At 58.1% G+C, this 19844-nt stretch carries 21 protein-coding genes; 10 read left to right on the forward strand and 11 right to left on the reverse strand.

All coding sequences use genetic code 11. The annotated features are described in order from the left end of the window. Window positions 1–1353: 1353 nt before the first annotated feature. From AO388_RS12025 to AO388_RS12040, 4 genes are read right to left on the reverse strand one after another with little or no spacing between them, the layout of a single operon-like run. Complete coding sequence (locus AO388_RS12025; protein WP_003432251.1) at window positions 1354–2088, reverse strand: amino acid ABC transporter ATP-binding protein; 735 nt, start codon at window positions 2086–2088, stop codon at window positions 1354–1356. Further along, on the reverse strand, window positions 2075–2725 hold the full coding sequence (locus tag AO388_RS12030; protein ID WP_032609283.1) for an amino acid ABC transporter permease: 651 nt from the start codon (window positions 2723–2725) through the stop codon (window positions 2075–2077). The genes AO388_RS12025 and AO388_RS12030 overlap by 14 nt, the downstream gene beginning before the upstream one ends. Next, a complete protein-coding gene (locus AO388_RS12035; RefSeq protein ID WP_003365831.1) occupies window positions 2722–3387 on the reverse strand; it encodes an amino acid ABC transporter permease in 666 nt (221 codons plus the stop codon). The genes AO388_RS12030 and AO388_RS12035 overlap by 4 nt, the downstream gene beginning before the upstream one ends. A gap of 29 nt (window positions 3388–3416) precedes the next feature. Further along, a complete protein-coding gene (locus tag AO388_RS12040; protein ID WP_003365833.1) occupies window positions 3417–4202 on the reverse strand; it encodes a transporter substrate-binding domain-containing protein in 786 nt (261 codons plus the stop codon). Window positions 4203–4452: 250 nt separating this feature from the next. Between AO388_RS12040 and AO388_RS12045 the strand changes: the two genes are divergently transcribed. The 6 genes from AO388_RS12045 to AO388_RS12070 all read left to right on the forward strand — a co-directional run bounded on the left by AO388_RS12045 (window position 4453) and on the right by AO388_RS12070 (window position 10539). Then, a complete protein-coding gene (locus AO388_RS12045; RefSeq protein WP_003365835.1) occupies window positions 4453–5157 on the forward strand; it encodes a FadR/GntR family transcriptional regulator in 705 nt (234 codons plus the stop codon). 121 nt (window positions 5158–5278) lie between these two features. Then, on the forward strand, window positions 5279–5608 hold the full coding sequence (trxA, locus tag AO388_RS12050; protein WP_003365837.1) for a thioredoxin TrxA: 330 nt from the start codon (window positions 5279–5281) through the stop codon (window positions 5606–5608). A 231-nt stretch (window positions 5609–5839) separates the two neighbouring features. After that, the gene (rho, locus tag AO388_RS12055; RefSeq protein WP_002551560.1) at window positions 5840–7099 is read left to right on the forward strand and encodes a transcription termination factor Rho; all 1260 of its coding nucleotides are present in this window, start codon (window positions 5840–5842) and stop codon (window positions 7097–7099) included. A 128-nt stretch (window positions 7100–7227) separates the two neighbouring features. Continuing rightward, window positions 7228–8694, forward strand: coding sequence for a 4-hydroxy-3-polyprenylbenzoate decarboxylase (ubiD, locus tag AO388_RS12060; protein WP_058416516.1), 1467 nt, complete (start codon window positions 7228–7230; stop codon window positions 8692–8694). Next, window positions 8694–9662 (forward strand): CDP-6-deoxy-delta-3,4-glucoseen reductase, encoded by a 969-nt coding sequence (locus AO388_RS12065; RefSeq protein WP_003432257.1) that lies wholly within the window; start codon window positions 8694–8696, stop codon window positions 9660–9662. The genes ubiD and AO388_RS12065 overlap by 1 nt, the downstream gene beginning before the upstream one ends. Window positions 9663–9870: 208 nt before the next feature. Continuing rightward, window positions 9871–10539: a gamma-glutamylcyclotransferase gene (locus tag AO388_RS12070; protein WP_003365840.1), complete on the forward strand. Its 669-nt coding sequence runs from the start codon at window positions 9871–9873 to the stop codon at window positions 10537–10539. Here the strand turns inward: AO388_RS12070 and glpT are convergent, their stop codons facing one another. Next, a complete protein-coding gene (gene glpT / locus AO388_RS12075; protein ID WP_054081231.1) occupies window positions 10540–11889 on the reverse strand; it encodes a glycerol-3-phosphate transporter in 1350 nt (449 codons plus the stop codon). 274 nt (window positions 11890–12163) lie between these two features. Between glpT and AO388_RS12080 the strand changes: the two genes are divergently transcribed. Together AO388_RS12080 and AO388_RS12085 are read left to right on the forward strand one after the other, a co-directional pair. Continuing rightward, on the forward strand, window positions 12164–12829 hold the full coding sequence (locus AO388_RS12080) for an energy transducer TonB (protein WP_368984993.1): 666 nt from the start codon (window positions 12164–12166) through the stop codon (window positions 12827–12829). Then, window positions 12826–13461, forward strand: coding sequence for a hypothetical protein (locus tag AO388_RS12085; RefSeq protein ID WP_003432260.1), 636 nt, complete (start codon window positions 12826–12828; stop codon window positions 13459–13461). The genes AO388_RS12080 and AO388_RS12085 overlap by 4 nt, the downstream gene beginning before the upstream one ends. A gap of 70 nt (window positions 13462–13531) precedes the next feature. Here the strand turns inward: AO388_RS12085 and AO388_RS12090 are convergent, their stop codons facing one another. The 4 genes from AO388_RS12090 to AO388_RS12110 all read right to left on the reverse strand — a co-directional run bounded on the left by AO388_RS12090 (window position 13532) and on the right by AO388_RS12110 (window position 17777). Further along, a complete protein-coding gene (locus tag AO388_RS12090) occupies window positions 13532–14323 on the reverse strand; it encodes a hypothetical protein (protein WP_058416517.1) in 792 nt (263 codons plus the stop codon). Window positions 14324–14371: 48 nt separating this feature from the next. Further along, window positions 14372–14641: a bacteriocin immunity protein gene (locus AO388_RS12095; RefSeq protein WP_054081233.1), complete on the reverse strand. Its 270-nt coding sequence runs from the start codon at window positions 14639–14641 to the stop codon at window positions 14372–14374. Further along, window positions 14638–16269: an S-type pyocin domain-containing protein gene (locus tag AO388_RS12100; RefSeq protein WP_003432271.1), complete on the reverse strand. Its 1632-nt coding sequence runs from the start codon at window positions 16267–16269 to the stop codon at window positions 14638–14640. The genes AO388_RS12095 and AO388_RS12100 overlap by 4 nt, the downstream gene beginning before the upstream one ends. Window positions 16270–16799: 530 nt before the next feature. After that, a complete protein-coding gene (locus AO388_RS12110; RefSeq protein WP_058416518.1) occupies window positions 16800–17777 on the reverse strand; it encodes an NADPH:quinone oxidoreductase family protein in 978 nt (325 codons plus the stop codon). Between the two features lie 130 nt (window positions 17778–17907). Here AO388_RS12110 and AO388_RS12115 point away from each other — a divergent pair, with 130 nt between their 5' ends. Continuing rightward, window positions 17908–18315, forward strand: a complete 408-nt coding sequence (locus tag AO388_RS12115) for a flagellar basal body-associated protein FliL (protein WP_003365857.1) — start codon at window positions 17908–17910, stop codon at window positions 18313–18315. A gap of 6 nt (window positions 18316–18321) precedes the next feature. On the opposite strand, the gene AO388_RS12120 is transcribed toward AO388_RS12115, so the two are convergent. After that, window positions 18322–18771 (reverse strand): EVE domain-containing protein, encoded by a 450-nt coding sequence (locus tag AO388_RS12120; protein ID WP_003365859.1) that lies wholly within the window; start codon window positions 18769–18771, stop codon window positions 18322–18324. A gap of 194 nt (window positions 18772–18965) precedes the next feature. On the opposite strand from AO388_RS12120, the gene AO388_RS29355 reads away from it, so the two are divergent. Further along, complete coding sequence (locus AO388_RS29355) at window positions 18966–19118, forward strand: hypothetical protein (RefSeq protein WP_003317333.1); 153 nt, start codon at window positions 18966–18968, stop codon at window positions 19116–19118. Window positions 19119–19163: 45 nt separating this feature from the next. On the opposite strand, the gene AO388_RS12125 is transcribed toward AO388_RS29355, so the two are convergent. After that, window positions 19164–19775: a 5-formyltetrahydrofolate cyclo-ligase gene (locus AO388_RS12125; RefSeq protein ID WP_058416519.1), complete on the reverse strand. Its 612-nt coding sequence runs from the start codon at window positions 19773–19775 to the stop codon at window positions 19164–19166. Window positions 19776–19844: the final 69 nt, after the last annotated feature.

Raw genomic sequence — 19844 nt, forward strand, 5'->3', positions numbered from 1 at the left:
TGGGAGCGAGCTTGCTCGCGAAGAGGCCGGTACAGCCCCTGAAAATATGGCGTTTGGACCAAGGTCTTCGTGAGCAAGCTCACTCCCACCAAGATTTCTGTCCAGCCCGATACAGCATGTAGCTGTGACGCGGAGCGTCACGAAATGCATTCCCACGCGGAGCGTGAGGAACGATGAGTGCCCGCAACATGCTCCGCGCTCAGCGTTACACACAAGTCTTCGTGGGAGCGAGCTTGCTCGCGAAGAGGCCGGTGCAGCCCCTGAAAATATGGCGTTTGGACCAAAGTCTTCGTGAGCAAGCTCACTCCCACCAAGATTTCTGTCCAGCCCGATACAGCATGTAGCTGTGACGCGGAGCGTCACGAAATGCATTCCCACGCGGAGCGTGAGGAACGATGAGTGCCCGCAACATGCTCCGCGCTCAGCGTTACACACAAGTTTTCGTGGGGGCGAGCTTGCTCGCGAAGAGGCCGGTGCAGCCCCTGAAAATATGGCGTTTGGACCAAAGTCTTCGTGAGCAAGCTCACTCCCACCAAGATTTCTGTCCAGCCCGATACAGCATGTAGCTGTGACGCGGAGCGTCACGAAATGCATTCCCACGCGGAGCGTGAGGAACGATAAGTGCCCGCAACATGCTCCGCGCTCAGCGTAATACACAGTCTTCGTGGGAGCGAGCTTGCTCGCGAAGAGGTCGGTGCAGCCCCGGAGATATGGTGTTTGGACCAACGCCTTCGTGAGCAAGCTCACTCCCACCAAGATTTCTGTCCAGTCCGATACAGCATGTAGCTGTGACGCGGAGCGTCACGAAATGCATTCCCACGTGGAGCGTGAGGAACGATAAGTGCCCGCAACATGCTCCGCGCTCAGCGTTACACACAAGTTTTCGTGGGAGCGAGCTTGCTCGCGAAGAGGCCGGTACAGCCCCTGAAAATATGGCGTTTGGACCAAGGTCTTCGTGAGCAAGCTCACTCCCACCAAGATTTCTGTCCAGCCCGATACAGCATGTAGCTGGGACGCAGAGCGTCACGAACTGCATTCCCACGCGGAGCGTGAGGAACGATGAGTGCCCGCAATATGCTCCGCGCTCAGCGTTACACACAAGTCTTCGTGGGAGCGAGCTTGCTCGCGAAGAGGCCGGTGCAGCCCCCGGAGATATGGTGTTTGGACCAAAGTCTTCGTGAGCAAGCTCACTCCCACGAAGATTTCTGTCCAGCCCACAGCATGTAGCTGTGACGCAGAGCGTCACGAACTGCATTCCCACGCGGAGCGTGAGGAACGATAGGTGCGCGCAAGACCACTATCGATGCTCCGCGTGCGCATGCCGTTCCGGACGCTCTGCTTCCAGGTCCAGCCTCAGGCGTGCTCCACTGTGCCGATGAAGTTCGCCAGTTCCGGGGTTTTCGGGTTGGCGAAGAGTTCTTTCGGATCGCCCACTTCGTGCACCTTGCCCTGGTGCATGAACACCAGCTTGTCGCCCACTTCACGCGCGAAGCGCATTTCGTGGGTGACCATGATCAGGGTCATGCCATCGGCTGCCAACTGGCGCACCACGCTGAGCACTTCGTTGACCAGCTCCGGGTCCAGTGCCGAGGTGATTTCGTCGCACAGCAATACCTTGGGCGACATCGCCAGCGCGCGGGCAATCGCTACGCGTTGTTGTTGACCACCGGACAGGCGATCCGGGAAGGCGTCGAACTTCTCGCCCAGCCCGACGCGTTCGAGCATCTTCCTCGCCAGTTTGGCGGCCTCGGCCTTCGGTACTTTCTGCACGACCTGCGGCGCAAGCATGACGTTCTCACCCACGCTCAGGTGCGGGAACAGGTTGAACTGCTGGAACACCATGCCGACCTTCTGGCGCAGCGTGCGCAGGTCGGCGCGCGCGGCGTCCAGGTATTCGCCATCGACCTCGATCACACCATCGTTGATCGACTCCAGACCGTTGAGCGTGCGCAACAGGGTGCTTTTGCCCGAGCCGCTGCGACCGATGATCGCCACGACCTGGCCTTCTTCGACCGACAGATCGATGCCTTTGAGTACGTGATGATCGCCATAGTATTTATGCAGGGCGGAAATTCTAAGCAGAGGCATGCAGTCTCCTTTCCAGATGGCGCGCGCACAGCGACAAGGGGTAGCACAGGATGAAGTAGCCCAGAGCAACGAAGCCATAGACCATGAAAGGTTCGAACGTAGCGTTGGCCAGCATGCTGCCGGTCTTGGTCAGTTCGGTGAAACCGATGATCGACGTCACTGCAGTGCCTTTGACCACCTGCACGGAAAAGCCGACCGTCGGCGCGACCGCGATGCGCAACGCCTGCGGCAGAATCACGTAACGCATCTGCTCGAATGGGGTCAGCGCCAGGCTCGCGGATGCTTCCCACTGGCCCTTGGAAATCGATTCGACACAGCCACGCCAGATTTCCGCAAGGTAGGCGCTGGTAAACAGCGTCAAGGCCAGTGCCGCCGCAGCCCAGGGCGAAATGTTCATGCCCATCAGGGCGACGCCGAAGAACACCAGGAACAACTGCATCAACAGCGGCGTGCCCTGAAACAGTTCTATATAGAGTTTCGCGGTCACGCGCGGGCCGGATTTCTCCGAGGTGCGCATGCCCATGATCAGCAAGCCGATCAGCCCGCCGCCGATGAAGGCCACCAGCGACAAGGCCACGGTCCATTGCAGGCCGATCAGCAGATTGCGCACGATGTCCCAGAGGGTGAAATCCATCAGCTGTTCCTCGAGATGTAGCGACGCCCGATCCAGGCCAGCAGTTGCCGGATCAGCAGCGCCATGGCCAGGTAGATCAGCGTGGTCACAATGTAGGTTTCGAACGAGCGGAAGTTGCGTGACTGAATGAAGTTGGCAAAGAAGCTCAGTTCTTCAGTGGCAATCTGCGAGCAGACCGACGAGCCCAGCATGACGATGATGATCTGGCTGCTCAGTGCCGGCCAGACCTTGCCCAGCGCCGGAACCAGCACTACGTGGCGAAAGGCTTCGTAACGGTTCATTGCCAGCGCAGCCGACGCTTCAAGCTGACCCTTGGGAATCGCCTGGATACCCGCCCGCACGATTTCGGTCGAGTAGGCACCCAGGTTGATGACCATCGCCAGCACCGCTGCCTGCCATTCCGTGATCTGCACGCCCAGCGACGGCAGACCGAAGAAAATGAAGAACAGCTGGACCAGAAACGGTGTGTTGCGGATCAGCTCGACATAGATGGCAAAGATCGTCGCAAAAGGCTGAATCTTCCAGGCCCTCACGACGGCACCGACAATACCGAGACTGACGCCCAGCAGGGTGCCAATGGCCGTCAGTTCCAGCGTGAACAAAGCCCCGCGCAACAGCAGATCGATGCTCTGCAGGACCGGTGTAAAGTCGAAGTGATAAGCCATTGGTGAATCCTGTTACCGGAAAGCAGTGATCAGAGATCGGCAGGCAGCGGTTGCTTCAGCCATTTCTGGGAAGCATTTTCCAGCGAGCCGTCAGCCTTGGCGGCATTCAGAATCTCATCGACCCTGCCCAACAGTTCCGGCTGACCCTTGTTCACGCCGACATACACGGGCGAGTCCTTGAGTTTCACTTTCAGTGCCGGGATGCGCTTGGGATTGCGCTCGCTGATCGCGACCATCACCACGTTGCCGCTGGCAATCAGGTCGGTCTGACCGGCCAGATAGGCTGCGATGGTGGAGTTGTTGTCTTCGAAGCGCTTGATGACCGCGCCTTCCGGAGCCACTTTCGACAGCTCGATGTCTTCGATAGCACCACGGGTGACGCTGATGGTCTTGCCTTTCAGGTCAGCGATGTCCTTGACCGGCGAATCAGGTGGACCGAATACCGCCAGGTAGAACGGTGCGTAGGCGCGTGAGAAGTCGATGACTTTTTCGCGGTCCGGGTTCTTGCCCAGGCTGGAGATCACCAGGTCGACCTTGCCGGTGGTCAGGAACGGAATGCGGTTGGTGCTGTTGACCGGGGTCAGTTCCAGCTTGACCTTCAGCTTGTCGGCCAGCAGTTGTGCGGTGTCGATGTCCAGGCCGCGCGGTTTCATGTCGGGGCCGACCGAGCCGAATGGCGGGAAGTCCTGCGGAACGGCCACCTTGAGGGTGCCGCGCGCTACAACGTCGTCCAGGCCGTTGGCGTGGGCGGGTGTCTGGCTCAGCATCAGACTGGCAAACAGTGCAGTAAGCAGGGCGCTGTAACGCTTGGTCATATGAAGTCTCCGGGCGAAACGAAAGGTGTTGGCCTGTCTCCAGTGCACAGCGCATGCCATTCGGTCATTACCTGCCATGAATCAAGGTTTGCAGCGCATTTATGGTCTTACTGGTCTGACCAGTTGGAGGAGGCCTCGCCCTGCTTTGGCGCGCTTTAAAGCCTTGCTGCCCCAGTGCTGGGCGTCGCTTGCCGAATGTTCGAGATGGCGATAAAAGGGATTTTTACTGGACTGACTGGCCTGAACAGTGATGCCGCACACTTCACTCGCAGTACCCGAATCAGCCCTCCGGGCCATTCGCAAATTGATCGCCGAGCAAGGGTACAAGCCCGGCGAGAGCCTGCCGTCGCAACGCGATCTGGCGGTTTTGCTGGGGGTCAGTCGGGCGTCCCTGCGTGAAGCCTTGTCATCGCTCAGCGCACTCGGAGTGGTCAGTGTCCAGCCCGGCAAAGGCGTCTTCGTGCAGTCGATTTCTGAACCAGAACAGCGCACAGGTGGTTTTTCCTGGCCTTATGAAGCTCAGGTTTCCCCGGCCGACACCTTTCAGTTGCGCTATGCACTGGAAGGTTTTGCTGCGGGAATGGCAGCGGTGACCCTGACCGCCGACGAGCGGGATGTGCTGGAGGACAACGTCGAAGCCATGCGCCTGGAGTTGCGTGCCGGTGACTTCGAGGCTGCGGCGCGGCTCGACTTCGAGTTTCATCGGCACATTCTGGTCGCCAGCGGCAATCAGGCGATGCTCGGGATCGTGACTGCCGGGGCCGACATCTTTCTGGAAAGCCAGAAGATGCCGTTCATCCGGGCGGCCAGGGTCATGGAAACCTGGCAGGAGCACCGCAAGATCCTTCGCGCGCTGGCCCGACATGCGTCAGGGCCTGCGCAAAAGGCCATGCAGGACCATATTCGTGGCGCGGCACTGCGCACCGGTATCGTGTTCGTTTCGCCCGCCAACTGAACGCCGGCCATAACTGCAGTCATGGCTCATCATAGTCAGACTCAATGAACCTTCGCTTCCTGAATCACCTGAGGCCCGCTATGATGAGCGTCGTTTTTAGCCTATGAACTCGGAGACTTCCATGAGTAGCGACCTTATCAAACACGTCACCGACGCCACCTTTGAAGCCGAAGTACTCAAGGCTCAGGGTCCTGTGCTTGTTGACTATTGGGCTGAATGGTGTGGCCCTTGCAAAATGATTGCCCCGGTTCTGGACGAAATCGCCAGCACCTACGAAGGCAAGCTGACTGTTGCCAAGTTGAACATCGATGAAAACCAGGACACTCCTGCCAAGCATGGTGTTCGCGGTATCCCTACGCTGATGCTGTTCAAGAACGGCAATGTTGAAGCGACCAAAGTCGGCGCCCTGTCGAAGTCGCAGCTGGCTGCGTTCCTCGACGCCAACATCTGAGGCGTTTCAAAGCCCCGCAAATCGCGGGGTTTTTTTCGGGTGTCGTACTAGACGCCTGGAAAATCAGGTGGTACATTCGGCCCCGCAACGGCTTCTCCGTTGCCCCCTGCTAGCCGTCGCCGACGCTCTCCTTTCGATTTAGTACGCGATCCTGTCGCCTTCTCTGCGGCGCGGCCTCATTAAGCCAAAAGCTTAATTTCCCCCTCCATACATGATTACGTCATTCCCCATATGAACCTGACTGAACTCAAGCAAAAGCCGATTACCGAATTGCTCGAAATGGCCGAACAGGCTGGCATTGAGAATATGGCCCGTTCGCGCAAGCAGGACGTCATTTTCTCCCTGCTCAAACGGCACGCCAAAAGTGGCGAGGAAATATCCGGTGATGGCGTGCTGGAGATTCTCCAGGACGGCTTCGGTTTCCTGCGCTCTGCAGACGCTTCCTACCTGGCCGGCCCGGATGACATCTATGTCTCCCCCAGCCAGATCCGCCGCTTCAACCTGCGTACCGGCGACACCATCGTTGGCAAGATCCGTCCACCCAAGGAAGGCGAGCGTTATTTCGCTCTGCTCAAGGTCGACACGATCAACTACGACCGTCCGGAAAACGCCAAGAACAAGATTCTGTTCGAAAACCTGACGCCGTTGTTCCCGACGATCCGCATGAAGATGGAAGCCGGTAACGGCTCCACCGAAGACCTGACCGGTCGTGTGATCGATCTGTGCGCACCGATCGGTAAAGGCCAGCGTGGTCTGATCGTTGCTCCGCCGAAGGCGGGCAAGACCATCATGCTGCAGAACATCGCGTCGAACATCACGCGTAACAACCCGGAAGTGCATCTGATCGTTCTGCTGATCGACGAGCGCCCGGAAGAAGTGACCGAGATGCAGCGCACCGTGCGCGGCGAAGTGGTTGCCTCGACATTCGACGAACCGCCAACCCGTCACGTACAGGTTGCCGAAATGGTGATCGAGAAGGCCAAGCGCCTGGTCGAGCACAAGAAAGACGTCGTTATCCTGCTCGACTCCATCACCCGTCTGGCTCGTGCCTACAACACCGTCATCCCGAGCTCCGGCAAGGTATTGACCGGTGGTGTCGACGCTCATGCACTCGAGAAGCCAAAGCGTTTCTTCGGTGCTGCGCGTAACATCGAAGAAGGCGGCTCGTTGACCATCATCGCCACCGCACTGGTTGAAACCGGTTCGAAGATGGATGAAGTGATCTACGAAGAGTTCAAGGGTACTGGCAACATGGAGCTGCCTCTGGATCGTAAGATCGCAGAGAAGCGCGTGTTCCCGGCCATCAACATCAACCGCTCCGGCACACGCCGTGAAGAGCTGTTGACCGCTGATGACGAGCTGCAGCGCATGTGGATTCTGCGCAAGCTGCTGCACCCGATGGACGAAGTCGCGGCTATCGAGTTCCTGATCGACAAGCTCAAGCAGACCAAGACCAACGACGAGTTCTTCCTGTCCATGAAACGCAAGTAACGGGCAGGCTGAAACAAAAAATGGTGCCCTTCGGGGCACCATTTTTTTTGCCTGCATGCCGCCGATTAGCTGCCTTGAAGGGCTGGAGCAGGTACGATGTGCGTCTATTGGATAAAATGGCCGGGTTAATGAAATTCAAAGATCTTAGGGATTTCGTGCAGCAGCTTGAGCAGCGCGGAGAGTTGAAACGCATCCAGATGCCGATCTCGCCTGTGCTGGAAATGACTGAAATCTGTGACCGTACCTTGCGTGCCAAGGGCCCGGCCCTGCTGTTCGAAAAACCGGTTGGTTTTGATATCCCGGTGCTGGGCAACCTGTTCGGCACGCCGGAGCGCGTAGCCATGGGCATGGGCGCCGAAGCGGTCAGTGAGCTGCGTGAAATCGGCAAGCTGCTGGCGTTTCTCAAAGAGCCTGAGCCACCCAAGGGTTTGAAGGACGCCTGGTCCAAGCTGCCGATCTTCCGCAAGGTCATCGCCATGGCACCAAAGGTCGTCAAGGATGCACCGTGCCAGGAGGTCGTCATCGAAGGCGATGACGTCGACCTCGGCATGCTGCCCGTGCAGACCTGCTGGCCGGGTGATGTCGCGCCGCTGATCACCTGGGGCCTGACCGTCACCAAAGGTCCGAACAAGGAGCGCCAGAACCTCGGCATCTATCGCCAGCAGGTCATCGGTCGCAACAAGATCATCATGCGCTGGCTCAGCCATCGCGGTGGTGCGCTGGACTTCCGCGACTGGTGCGTCAAGCATCCTGGCGAGCCTTATCCGGTCGCCGTCGCACTGGGCGCGGACCCGGCGACCATTCTCGGGGCCGTGACGCCGGTACCGGACAGCTTGTCCGAATATGCCTTTGCCGGGCTGCTGCGTGGCTCGCGCACCGAGCTGATCAAGTGCCGTGGCAGCAATCTGCAAGTCCCGGCCAGCGCCGAGATCGTGCTCGAAGGGGTGATTCATCCGGGCGAGATGGCCGACGAGGGGCCTTACGGCGACCACACCGGCTATTACAACGAAGTCGACAGCTTTCCGGTGCTGACCGTCGAGCGCATCACGCACCGCATCAAGCCGATTTACCACAGCACCTACACCGGTCGTCCGCCTGATGAGCCGGCGATTCTGGGCGTCGCGCTGAACGAAGTGTTCGTGCCGATTCTGCAAAAGCAGTTCCCGGAAATCGTCGATTTCTACCTGCCGCCCGAGGGTTGCTCGTACCGCATGGCGGTGGTGACCATCAAGAAGCAGTATCCCGGCCATGCCAAGCGCGTGATGCTGGGCGTCTGGTCGTTCTTGCGCCAGTTCATGTACACCAAGTTCGTGATCGTCACCGACGACGATATCAATGCACGGGACTGGAATGACGTGATCTGGGCCATCACCACGCGCATGGACCCCAAGCGCGACACGGTCATGATCGACAACACGCCCATCGATTACCTCGATTTCGCCTCGCCGGTGTCCGGCCTGGGATCGAAAATGGGGTTGGATGCCACGAACAAATGGCCAGGTGAGACCAGTCGCGAGTGGGGCAGGGCGATCGTCAAGGACGAAGCCACCATACGCCGGGTGGATGAAATCTGGACTCAGTTGGGAATAGATTGATGCGCGTAACCTTGCAGCCATCAGGTGCGGTGCTGGAAACCCTGCCGGGCGAGCGGATACTCGATGCTGCACAGCGTCTGGGTTACGAGTGCCCGCAGAGTTGTCGCAATGGCAACTGCCATGTCTGTTCGGCTCTGCTGGTCGAGGGCCGTGTGATGCAGTCGGGGCAGACGCTCGATCACGGCGAAATTCACACCTGTGTGGCCGAGCCGCTGACTGAGTGTGTGGTGCTGTGGGATGGCGTGCTGGCCAAGGGTGAACTGCCGGTGCGCAGCTTTGCCTGCCAGTTGAGCGAATGTGTCGAGGTGGGTGGTGATGTCTGGCGGGTCGGCCTGCGCGCGCCGGCTGGCAAGCCACCGCGTTATCACGCCGGGCAGTACCTGATGATCGAGCGCGAGAACGGCGAGAAGTCGGCGTTTTCCATCGCATCGGCGCCGCACAGCGGTCGCGACCTGGAGCTGCACGTGCTGGCTCGTGAAGACAGTGCGCGCAGTCTGATCGAGCAGCTGCAACGCAACCGCATGGCACGGGTCGAGCTGCCCTTTGGCGACACCCACCTTGCAGAGCTGCCGGACGGGCCGCTGGTGCTGATCGCGGCCGGTACGGGCATGGCGCAAATGAACAGTTTGTTGGAACACTGTCGCTCCACAGGCTTCAGTCATCCCGTGCACCTTTACTGGGGCGTGCGTCGTCCCGAAGATTTCTACCAGGTCAGCCATTGGGATGAGTGGGCGAAACTGCCGAACCTGTTCCTGCACAAGGTTGTCAGCGACCTGTGCGGCTGGGAGGGGCGTTGCGGTCTGCTGCACGAGGCGGTTTGCGAGGACATCAAGGACCTGTCGGCCGTCCACGTCTACGCCAGCGGCTCTCCAGCGATGATCTACGGAACGCTGGACGCTCTGGTCGACGCCGGAATGGATGCCCATCAGATGCGCGCAGACGTATTCGCCTACGCACCGCGTCCGTAATGCCGGACTGACGGCTGCATGAGTGGAGTGTAAATTGCTTTAACTGATTACAACCGATGGCGACGCCTGTTCGTCGCCAGGCAAACTTTAGTAACGGCAGGCCCTTGGCCTGTGGCAACAACCGAACCACGACACCCTGATGCCGCTCAACCACGAGCGAGTCGGCGGGGCTCGGTAAAAACTGACAGTCAGACTGTCAGGGAGGCAAATGGAGAACCCAATCAACGAGTTGGCCGTTGCAGTGCATGACGGCCTTGGCCTGACGTACCCGCCCGTTATCGATATGGGCCCACAGCTTACCCGCGAGCAGTTGCTCGCATCCATGAACGCCACCATGCGTCGTCACAAGGGCGGCCCGGTCTGGCTGTTCGCTTACGGCTCACTGATCTGGCGTCCCGAGTGCACCGCCGTGGAGAGCCAGCGCGCCCGAGTGCACGGTTACCACCGCGGGCTTTACCTCTGGTCGCACGAACACCGTGGCACGCCTGAAGTACCGGGGCTGGTATTTGGTCTGGATCGTGGCGGTTCATGCACCGGCTTTGCCTATCGTCTGCCGGATGAATGCCTGGAAAAATCGCTGCTGGCCTTGTGGGAGCGCGAGATGCCGTACCCCTCGTATCGCCCGCACTGGCTCAATTGCCGCCTTGAAGATGGCCGGAAGGTGCAGGCGCTGGGCTTCGTGCTCGAGCGGCATCTGCCCAGCTACGCAGGCAACCTGCCGGACAGCGTGCTGAGCCAGGTGCTCGCCAGCGCCAGAGGACGCTATGGAACCACCCGCGAGTACGTGGAGCAGACCGCCAAGGCCCTGCGTAGCCACGCCATGCCAGACCTGAATCTGGAGGCGCGGCTCAAGCGCTGCAAGTCAGAGACTGCCTGATCAGCCTTTGATGTCGCGGGACGTGCTGGCGACCTGCTTGTGCCGCAGCGTCGGCGCAAGGAACACCATCGCCAGAATGCACGCGCCGATCAACAGCACGAAGCCGCCATCCCAGCCGAAGTGGTCAACCGTGTAGCCCATTGCCGCGCTGGCCGCGACCGACCCGCCCAGATAGCCGAACAGCCCGGTAAAACCTGCCGCCGTGCCTGCTGCCTTCTTCGGCGCCAGTTCCAGCGCCTGCAGGCCGATCAGCATCACCGGGCCGTAGATCAGGAAGCCGATGGACACCAGGGCGATCATGTCGACGGTCGGATTGCCTTCAGGGTTCAGCCAGTACACCAGCGTGGCGATGGTCACCAGAAGCATGAACACCATGCCGGTCAGGCCGCGATTGCCCTTGAAGATCTTGTCCGACATCCAGCCGCACAGCAGCGTGCCCGGAATGCCCGCCCACTCGTAGAGGAAATAGGCCCATGAGGTCTTGTCGACCGTGAAGTGCTTGGCTTCTTTCAGATAGGTCGGTGCCCAGTCCAGCACGCCGTAGCGCAGCAGGTAAACGAACACGTTGGCCATGGCGATGTACCACAGGAATTTGTTGCGCAGCACGTACTTGATGAAGATTTCCCTGGCGCTGAATTCTTCTTCGTGGCTGGCATCGTAGCCTTCCGGATAATCGTTCTTGTAGTGCTCGATAGGCGGCAGGCCGACCGATTGCGGTGTGTCACGCATGGTCGCGAAGGCGAACACCGCGACCAGCAATGCAACCGCCGCCGGCACGTAAAACGCCGCATGCCAGTCGTTGGTCCAGCCCATGCCGAGCAGGAACAGTGGGCCGATCAAACCGCCGCCGACGTTGTGCGCCACGTTCCACACCGACACCACACCGCCGCGCTCTTTCTGCGACCACCAGTGGACCATCGTCCGCCCGCTCGGCGGCCAGCCCATGCCCTGTGCCCAGCCATTGATGAACAGCAGCACGAACATGATCGTGACACTGGACGTCGCCCACGGCGCGAAGCCGAAGATGAACATGATCCCCGCAGAGACCAGCAGGCCGAACGGCAGGAAGTAACGCGGGTTGGAGCGATCCGAAACGATGCCCATGAGGAATTTCGACAAGCCGTAGGCAATCGCAATGGCAGACATCGCCACGCCCAGCTGGCCACGCGTATAGCCTTCGTCGATCAGATACGGCATCGCCAGCGAGAAATTCTTGCGCAGCAGGTAGTAACCCGCGTAACCGATAAAGATGCCTGCGAAGATCTGCCAGCGCAGACGGCGATAGGTACTGTCGACCTTTTCTTCGGGAAGGGGTGCCTGATGCCTGGCAGGGCGGAAAAACCCAAACATGGAGAAGCTCCTGATTGTTGTTGTTTTTGCGAATGCGAATATTACATTTTCATTACAGAAAAAAGCAGTGCCTTCGGGCTGATTCCTTATAGGAAATGCAGGCGATCGGCTGTTCTTTTACGAACATTGCGCAAATGTTTAAAGGTGTTTCAAGTATTTGGGATGGGTCCTACAGGCGTATCGGAAGTCGTGTGCTGACTGATATGTCGGCAGGTTCTTACCATCGTCATCACTGCGCCCTGGAGGTGCACCACGACGATGAGCCCCTACAACAATGAGAATGACCGCGTTCATGATTGCCGCATCACTGGCCCCTCACGCAGGCGCTGCAGAGCCATTTCTGGTGCCGATATACACGCCGACACCGGTTTTTCCGCCTGAGCTGGTCAAGACCCGCTACGCAGGCAAGGTCCGCGCCCAGCTGTGGATCAAATCCGACGGGCAGGTTCGTGAAGCTAGGGCGATCGAGAGCGGGCATCCGCAGCTCGCCGCAGCAGTGGAGCAGGCACTCCGCCAATGGCGCTATAAACCCTGGGTCGGAACAGTCGGCGCACCGCCCATGACCACGATCACCGTGCCCGTCATTTTTGATTCCCACGGCTATCGGCGCTTCAATACCGAAGTGACCGTGGGCCTGGGCAACATCCGCTGCGGCTACCTGAACGACGAAGTGAAATCCGCCCGCCAGTACTATCCCAAGGAACCGCTGAGCAAGGTCGACGTGTTCTGGCACACCGGGCAGGCACTGTTCGGCAGCCATGTTGCCCATCAGCGCAGCGAGCCCCAGCGGAAGGCGTTGCTTGAATTGCTCGGAGCGTCGATACCTGCGGTAGTGAGCAACTGCAGAAGCAATCCGGATCATCTGTATGGGGATTACCTGCCTGGGCCGGTCAAGGTATTGATGGTCGGGTTGGCCGAGCAAGCGGAGGGCAGCGAATGAGCCGCGTGCTGGGTTGCATGATGATTACAGGGTTGCTTTGGGCGGGGGGAGCACAGGCGTTGCCGTCGTATCCGGTGCCGTTGCATATGCCTGAGCCGGGCTATCCGACATCAATGCTTCGTTCCTCCGTAAAACGCAGTGTCAGCATCAGGGTTTTCATTCAGGCCGATGGAGGCGTGCGCTTCCTGGAAGTGCTGGGGGCGCCCGATCCGAGGCTCATCAGCCTGACCCGAAGTGCTGTCGAACAGTGGGTCTTCGAACCTTGGCAGCCGCCGGCCTCTCACCCCGAGGGCGAAGCAGTTACGGTCACGTTCAATTTCACAGGGCGGCCACATGTCAACCCGCCGCTGACAGCCAATGTCGAGCTGAAGCAGGTGTTGTGCTGGCAGCTGAATACGGAAATGTTCGAGGGACGCAAATGGCGCAAGGACGTCAAGCCGGATGCGCTGATGCGCACAGAACTGTACCTGTCGAGCAGTCCGGTCGTAGAGCAGTTTCTCACTCTGGACGAGCGCCAGGCCCTGGTTCTTGAGCTGCTGGAAGCGACGCCGGGTATTGTCGCTCAATGCCAAAAAAATCCGATGCGCAGGTATGTTGATTATTTGCCGGAGAATGTGAGGAAGGCGTTGTAAGGGAGGGCGCATTAGCGAAATGCGGGGACCAAAGCATTATTGCCTTGGTCCCCGCACTGTTGGTGAGCGGTTAGTGAGTCGCGCTCATATTTTGAATCGCTTCAAGCTGACTCATGTCGAACGCCCCGTGAGCGCTGATCGTATTCGAGAAGTCGGTGATCGCGATTTCGATAGTGCCCCTCAGCACCTTGATCGCATTATCGATTTCTCGCGACGCCTCAGGCCCGAACGTCATCTCTATCGCTCGGTTGGATTCGGCCTCTTTAGCGCGAGCTTCCTCGGCGTTGCGTAGGGCCAATGCGTGCTCGGCTTCTTCGACCTGACGCTGTGCAAGTTGTAACGCGGCCTCTATGGCCCGCTGCTGCGCTGCTTGTTCCTCCGCGAGTCGTCGAGCTGCCGCTTCAGCCTCGGCTCTTGCGCGCGCTGCTTCTTCGGCTTGGCGTTGTGCGGCTTCTTGGGCCATGCGCTCGTTATACTCGCGTTCCTGTTCTATCAGCCGAGCATGCAGCGATTCGAGATTGCCTTTGAGTTCGTTTAGAAAGCGGATGCTCTCCATATGAAAACGGGCGTCTCCCGTCATATAGTAAAAATCAGTAGGCACCCCGCCTGGCATACCCCGCATCTGTGCGTTTAACTCAAGAGACGATTTATCCCAGGGATCAGTGCCCCACAAAAAATACGAATTGTCGATGTGGTCCTGTTGCAAGGGAGCGCGTTTGCTGGCAACCAGATGATTGATAGCGTGTATGTGTTTGTCGGTTATATCGATGTAACGTGTTCCGTTCCAGTCGCCGACGTGAGCCGCAAGCTCGGCTTGCAGAAAGCCAGGTAATTGCTGGAGGTGATGATGTAATTCTTCCATGGATGATTTCCTTTTTTATAGTGTTAGAGCTGTTTGTGTATGGGGCTCTTACTCTTTGAAGCCCGGCTTGCCATTTTTTGCTCGCCACTCTTTTATTTCTTTCATAACCCCCGCGGCGCTATCCTCCCGGCCTTCGGGTGGATAACACAATAAATCTGATTTTTCTGGATGTTCAGTCACTTCTGCAACGTGATCGATAAGGCTAATGACGTATTCTTCAGCATTTTCTTTGGTTGCGCTTACGCCGTTAAAAAGTTCGTTCAGGATTTCCATGAACTCAGCTTCGGTATAGTCGCTCAATTGAGATTTGAGTTTCATTGGTTTTTCCTGTGAGCTTGAATATGGTCTTTCGGCGTCATGATTACCAAATTGTCCAAGTCGTAAACTGCTCCGCCTTCGCTAATCCAGTGTTTGTGATGGATTTCATATTTCACACGTTTACCTACCCTATCTGCTGCCCTGACAAGAGGTGCACGTTTATCTGATACCTCAATACGGCTTAATTCCCCAAGATGTCGGCTCAACTCCGGGTCTTTTGATACCTCTAACCAGATCGCTTCCCTCAGCTTGTCAAAACTTGCGAATGGTCGTCCTCTCAGCTTTTCCGCGATGCTCGAAGGAATGGGTGTCGGCTGACTTGCCGTCGGTCCCCTCAGCCAGCTAGCCGTCACCGGCTCACCATACCCACTCGCAACCCCCGGAATCGACCTCGGGTCCTTGAACAGCAGGTAGCTATTCGGCAGCCCTGAATCAATCGGCGATATGAGAATGTAATCATCAGGATCATCTCGATCAATCGCCGGATAAGCTTCAAGCTCGGGTACAAAAGGTGTCACCACGTTGCCTGGATCTACCGGCAAAGCGGGTGGTCCTGCGGGTGAGCTTGTCGAGCTGTCCGCCGGTCGTGCTATTGGCGTCCATATCAGTGCCGGTGTCGATTCCCCGTCACGGATAAACTCGTAGGAATTGTTCTGTGCGTTATAGGTGAAAGTTCTTACGCGAACCTTGGTACCAACTTTCACACCGTCCGTAGCTACCCAGCGTGCAGCGCCGCTTGTGCCAGCTTCATCGGATGTCAGTCGATGAGGGACATCCAGCGTGCCCTTGACGCTGGCAAGGTAGTGCAGATCGATATGCGGCGGCAGGTTGAGCTGCGACAGAGGTGTGGCGATAACGGCGGGCGGCAGTTCTGCGTCGCCCAACGGTTGTGGATACATCGCCAGCAACGTAACCAGATTGCTGCCCAATGTTCTGGTCGCAATCCTGATGAGTTGATCCTTCGCGATGTTGGTCGCAACGGTTCTGATGCCTGGTGCTGCGGTGGTGGTTGACGCGGGGGCAATAACTGACCACAACTTGTCGATGCCAGCGGCCTGTCGTGCTTCCTGACTCGCCGGTTTATTGGCCAGCGACAGTTCAGCATGGCGCATGGAAAGCGCTGCTGATTGTTCATTGAGCAGCGTGACCGACTCGGCAAGAAGCTTTGCTTCGTAGGTTTGAGATAAAGCGTTTACCCACGCTTCATGGGCCTGCTGCACACGTGGCGGATCACCCTGGCTGTAGTACACCAGATAGTTCAGGTGGTCTTTTTGTGTAGCATGGTCAAGTTCTTGACCGGTGAGACTCAGAGCCTGAGCGCGACGCTCGTCCAGTAACGGTTGTTTGATTGCAAGTAAATAGTTAACCCTGGTTTTTTTCTGAAGTATAAGCTCAAGAGCCTGCTCGTCGCGTGGGGGATCAGCATTTAGATCATGACCTGACGCTATTTCTTTTTGAAGATCATTCGGCAGCGATGCAGAAGCCAGTAAGTAGTTTTGTGCCAATCCAGATTGTAACGAGGGATAGGACGCTGTCAGCGTTTCAAGAGCCTGTCGATGTGCCTGATCTTTTTCGGCCTGTGCGCGCACCTGCGCTTCAACGCGCTCTCGCTCGGCGGCTTCCGCCATTGCCCGAGCATGCGCCTCAGCTTCTAGTCTTGCGAGATGAGCCGCGTGTTCTGCCGCTTGCCGCTGTGCCGAAGCCTGAGCTTCTGCCCTGGCTTGAGCGCGGGCGCGGGCTCGTTTTTTGGCTCTTTTACTACTTGAGCCACCAAAGCCGCCGCTGAGTCCTCCGTTGAAGCCAACACCAGTCCCACTGTTGAAGCCGAACGACCAATTGCCACCTTGGCGTGTTCTGGATCCGTGGTTAGTATCGGAGGGGGCGGTATGCTGAGGGCTGACATTTATTTCAATACCGCCACCTGTGTTACTGCCAGCTCCAGTATTACTGGTGTTTACGCTTTTGTTTCCTCCCATGTTAGGTACTACATAGAGATGTTTTTCTTCATCGGGGTTTTGATCTGCCATACATTAAGTCCTTGTTGGTGTATGGCGATACAGTATTTCTTCGAGAATGCTGAGGTGGTGTAGATATATATTTTTCTTGACGGTTCTCAACTTGACTCTAACGGATTGCTTATTAGGGCAGGCTCAAAGTATCAGTTAACCAAAACCACCACCTTCCCCACAGCCCTGCGCCCACCCAACAAATCAATCGCCTCCCCAGCCCTTTCCAGCGGATAAATCGTCGACACCAGTGGCTTCAATTTCCCTTCTTCAAACCACGCAAACAGCTGCTTGAAGTTCGCCGCATTGTCCTGCGGTTGTCGCTGCGCAAACGAGCCCCAGAACACGCCGACCACCGAGGCGCCCTTGAGCAGGGTCAGGTTGACGGGCAGTTCCGGAATGCGGCCGCTGGCGAAGCCGACGACCAGCAGGCGCCCGTTCCAGGCGATGCTGCGGATGGCCTGGTCGAAGAGGTCGCCGCCGACCGGGTCGTAGATCACGTCGGCGCCGTTGCCATTGGTGAGACGTTTGATTTCGTCCTTGAGGCTGGTTTCGCTGTAGTTGATCAGTTCGTCCGCGCCTGCGTTTCTGGCGACTTCGAGTTTTTCTGCGCTGCTGGCGGCGGCGATGACGCGGGCGCCGAGGACTTTGCCGATTTCCACGGCGGCCAAGCCGACGCCGCCGGATGCGCCGAGCACCAGCAGGGTTTCTCCCGCTTGCAGGTTGGCGCGTTGTTTGAGCGCGTGCATGGAGGTGCCGTAGGTCATGCTGAATGCGGCCGCCGTGGTGAAGTCCATGCCCTGCGGAATCGGCAGTACGTTGTAGTGGGGAACGGCGACCTGTTCGGCAAAGCTGCCCCAGCCGGTGAGCGCCATGACACGGTCTCCGGGTTTCAGGTGGCTGACGTTTTCCCCGACGGCGGCTATTACGCCTGCGGCCTCACCACCCGGTGAGAACGGGAAGGGGGGCTTGAACTGGTATTTGCCCTCGATGATCAAGGTGTCGGGAAAGTTGACCCCGGCGGCGCGCACTTCAAGCAGAATTTCGTTCTTTTTGATCGCGGGGCCGGGGACGTCTTCGAGCACCAGTGTGCTGGCAGGGCCGAAGGCTTTGCATAACAGGGCTTTCATCGGGCTATTCCTTTTCCGGTAATGGCCGATAAAGTCAGTTAAGCGGGTTCCCGGGTCAACAAGCATGGCCCTGCCTGATAAGCACACATAAGCTGTAAGCTACGTGGCAAACCGTATTAAGGAGTGAACTGTGAAAGCGTGGATTCTGATGTTGCTGGCCTTGTCATTGCCTGTCATGGCGCAAGAGGAAGCCAAGGAAGAAGGTGGTGCGCCCAAGGCGGCTTATGTCTCGCTGACGCCTCCGTTCGTGGGTAACTACGCGCTCGATGGCGGCCCCAAGCTGCGTGTCTACAAGGCTGACATTTCCTTGCGTGTGACCGGTGCCGACGCCGAGGCCGCCGTGAAGCGCAATGATGCACTGATCCGCAATCAACTGGTTTCGCTGTTCACTCAGCAGACCGTTGATTCCATGAGCAGCGCCGAAGCGAAGGAAAACATTCGTCAGGAAGCACTCAAGCAGGTTCAGCGCGTTATGAACGATGAAGAAGGCAAGCCGATTGTCGAAGACCTGCTGTTCAATAACTTCATCGTTCAATAACGTCCGTCAGCGCAGTGCCAGTATCGCCGCCCATTGCTCGGCGGTGACCGGCATCACCGAGAGCCGGCTGCCTTTCTGTACCAGAGGCAGTTGCTCCAGCTGGCTTTGTTGCTTGAGATAGCCCAGCCCCAGCACGCGCTTGAAGTTCTCCACGAACTCGACGTCGATGGCACTCCACGGATTCTTTTCCTCCGTGGCCTTGGCGTCGTGATAGTGGCTCTCGGGGTCCAGTGCGGTGGGGTCCGGATAGGCTGACCTGGCGATTTTAGCGATGCCGGCGATTCCCGGCTCCGGGCAACTGGAGTGGTAGAAAAAGAACGCGTCGCCCTCGGTCATGGCTCTCAGAAAATTACGCGCCTGATAGTTGCGCACCCCGTCCCAGCGAGCGTTGCCCAGTCGTTGCAGATCGCTGATCGAGAATTCATCAGGCTCGGACTTCATCAGCCAATAGGCCATTGTGCTCACTCCACAGACAAAAAGTTCACGGTATTTCGAATGGCTTGATGACAAACCGACAATCGGTTCGCGCCACTATTTGCGTACTGGTTCACGTTACCGCAAAATGCCGCCCTTTAAAGTTCCACGCTGCTGCACGGCCTATACAAAAACCGATGCTGACATCGTATTGATTTGCCTAAGGAGGGCAGTCAATGAAACGCAAGCCTGATTTACTCTGGATTCTGGTTATTTTGTTTGGCTTGGGTGTTGTGACAACCGGTTATGCACAAAGCTTGTGGTCCACCAAGGATGACGCTCCAGTCGAGATCACTCAGCAGCAGCAAAAAGTCCCCGGCAGGCATTGAACCCTGCTTGTACTCTGATCGTTGATTGCCCTGTTGGCTGAACGATCAGAGTGTCTGCGCCACATACCAGCCTTTATCCGATACCGTGCCTTGCAGCGGTACATCCCAACTGGCCTGCGCCAGTCGATCGACTTTCTGACACTCGTGAGCCAGTCCCAGTAACACCGGTTTGCGCCAGGTCTTTCTACGCGCCAGGTACGCCAGGCTGCGGTCGTAGAAACCTCCGCCCATGCCCAGGCGACCGCCTTCGTCATCGAAACCTACCAACGGCATCAGAATCAGGTCGAGCGCCCATATAGTGCGCTGTTTTGCCCGGTCAATGCGCGGCTCGGGGATGCGGAAACGGTTGGGGATGAATGTCTCGCCGGGACGCACGCGCTGAAAAACCATGCGGGTGCGCGGCCATGCGTTGAGCACTGGCAGATAGGTTGCCTTGCCGCGGCGCTGGGCTTCGTGCAGCAACAGCCGCGGGTCGATCTCGCCATCCATCGGCAGGTACAGCGAAACATGTCGGGCACGTCGAAACAGTGGGTGCTGCGCCAGTTGACGGTAAATATCCCGTGCGGCTTCGCGTTGCTGGCTGCGGCTCAACGCTTTGCGTGCCTTGCGTAGCTGGCGGCGCAATTGCGGACGTGTAAGTGACTGGGCGCTGATCATGAGCAGGAGGTCATGCAGGCTGATCCGGAAAGGAGGTTGAAGCTTGAGCGGGGTCGTCGTTGCCAGACA

This window comes from Pseudomonas sp. ICMP 10191, from assembly GCF_001467335.1.
Taxonomy (GTDB): domain Bacteria; phylum Pseudomonadota; class Gammaproteobacteria; order Pseudomonadales; family Pseudomonadaceae; genus Aquipseudomonas; species Aquipseudomonas cerasi.

Coding starts and splice junctions, on each gene's coding strand:
- AO388_RS12025 (WP_003432251.1), bottom strand. CDS start 2,088: ATGCCTCTGCTTAGAATTTCCGCCCTGCATAAATACTATGGCGATCAT.
- AO388_RS12035 (WP_003365831.1), bottom strand. CDS start 3,387: ATGGCTTATCACTTCGACTTTACACCGGTCCTGCAGAGCATCGATCTG.
- AO388_RS12040 (WP_003365833.1), bottom strand. CDS start 4,202: ATGACCAAGCGTTACAGCGCCCTGCTTACTGCACTGTTTGCCAGTCTG.
- AO388_RS12045 (WP_003365835.1), top strand. CDS start 4,453: ATGCCGCACACTTCACTCGCAGTACCCGAATCAGCCCTCCGGGCCATT.
- trxA (WP_003365837.1), top strand. CDS start 5,279: ATGAGTAGCGACCTTATCAAACACGTCACCGACGCCACCTTTGAAGCC.
- rho (WP_002551560.1), top strand. CDS start 5,840: ATGAACCTGACTGAACTCAAGCAAAAGCCGATTACCGAATTGCTCGAA.
- ubiD (WP_058416516.1), top strand. CDS start 7,228: ATGAAATTCAAAGATCTTAGGGATTTCGTGCAGCAGCTTGAGCAGCGC.
- AO388_RS12065 (WP_003432257.1), top strand. CDS start 8,694: ATGCGCGTAACCTTGCAGCCATCAGGTGCGGTGCTGGAAACCCTGCCG.
- AO388_RS12070 (WP_003365840.1), top strand. CDS start 9,871: ATGGAGAACCCAATCAACGAGTTGGCCGTTGCAGTGCATGACGGCCTT.
- glpT (WP_054081231.1), bottom strand. CDS start 11,889: ATGTTTGGGTTTTTCCGCCCTGCCAGGCATCAGGCACCCCTTCCCGAA.
- AO388_RS12080 (WP_368984993.1), top strand. CDS start 12,164: ATGAGAATGACCGCGTTCATGATTGCCGCATCACTGGCCCCTCACGCA.
- AO388_RS12085 (WP_003432260.1), top strand. CDS start 12,826: ATGAGCCGCGTGCTGGGTTGCATGATGATTACAGGGTTGCTTTGGGCG.
- AO388_RS12090 (WP_058416517.1), bottom strand. CDS start 14,323: ATGGAAGAATTACATCATCACCTCCAGCAATTACCTGGCTTTCTGCAA.
- AO388_RS12095 (WP_054081233.1), bottom strand. CDS start 14,641: ATGAAACTCAAATCTCAATTGAGCGACTATACCGAAGCTGAGTTCATG.
- AO388_RS12100 (WP_003432271.1), bottom strand. CDS start 16,269: ATGGCGGAAGCCGCCGAGCGAGAGCGCGTTGAAGCGCAGGTGCGCGCA.
- AO388_RS12110 (WP_058416518.1), bottom strand. CDS start 17,777: ATGAAAGCCCTGTTATGCAAAGCCTTCGGCCCTGCCAGCACACTGGTG.
- AO388_RS12120 (WP_003365859.1), bottom strand. CDS start 18,771: ATGGCCTATTGGCTGATGAAGTCCGAGCCTGATGAATTCTCGATCAGC.
- AO388_RS29355 (WP_003317333.1), top strand. CDS start 18,966: ATGAAACGCAAGCCTGATTTACTCTGGATTCTGGTTATTTTGTTTGGC.
- AO388_RS12125 (WP_058416519.1), bottom strand. CDS start 19,775: ATGATCAGCGCCCAGTCACTTACACGTCCGCAATTGCGCCGCCAGCTA.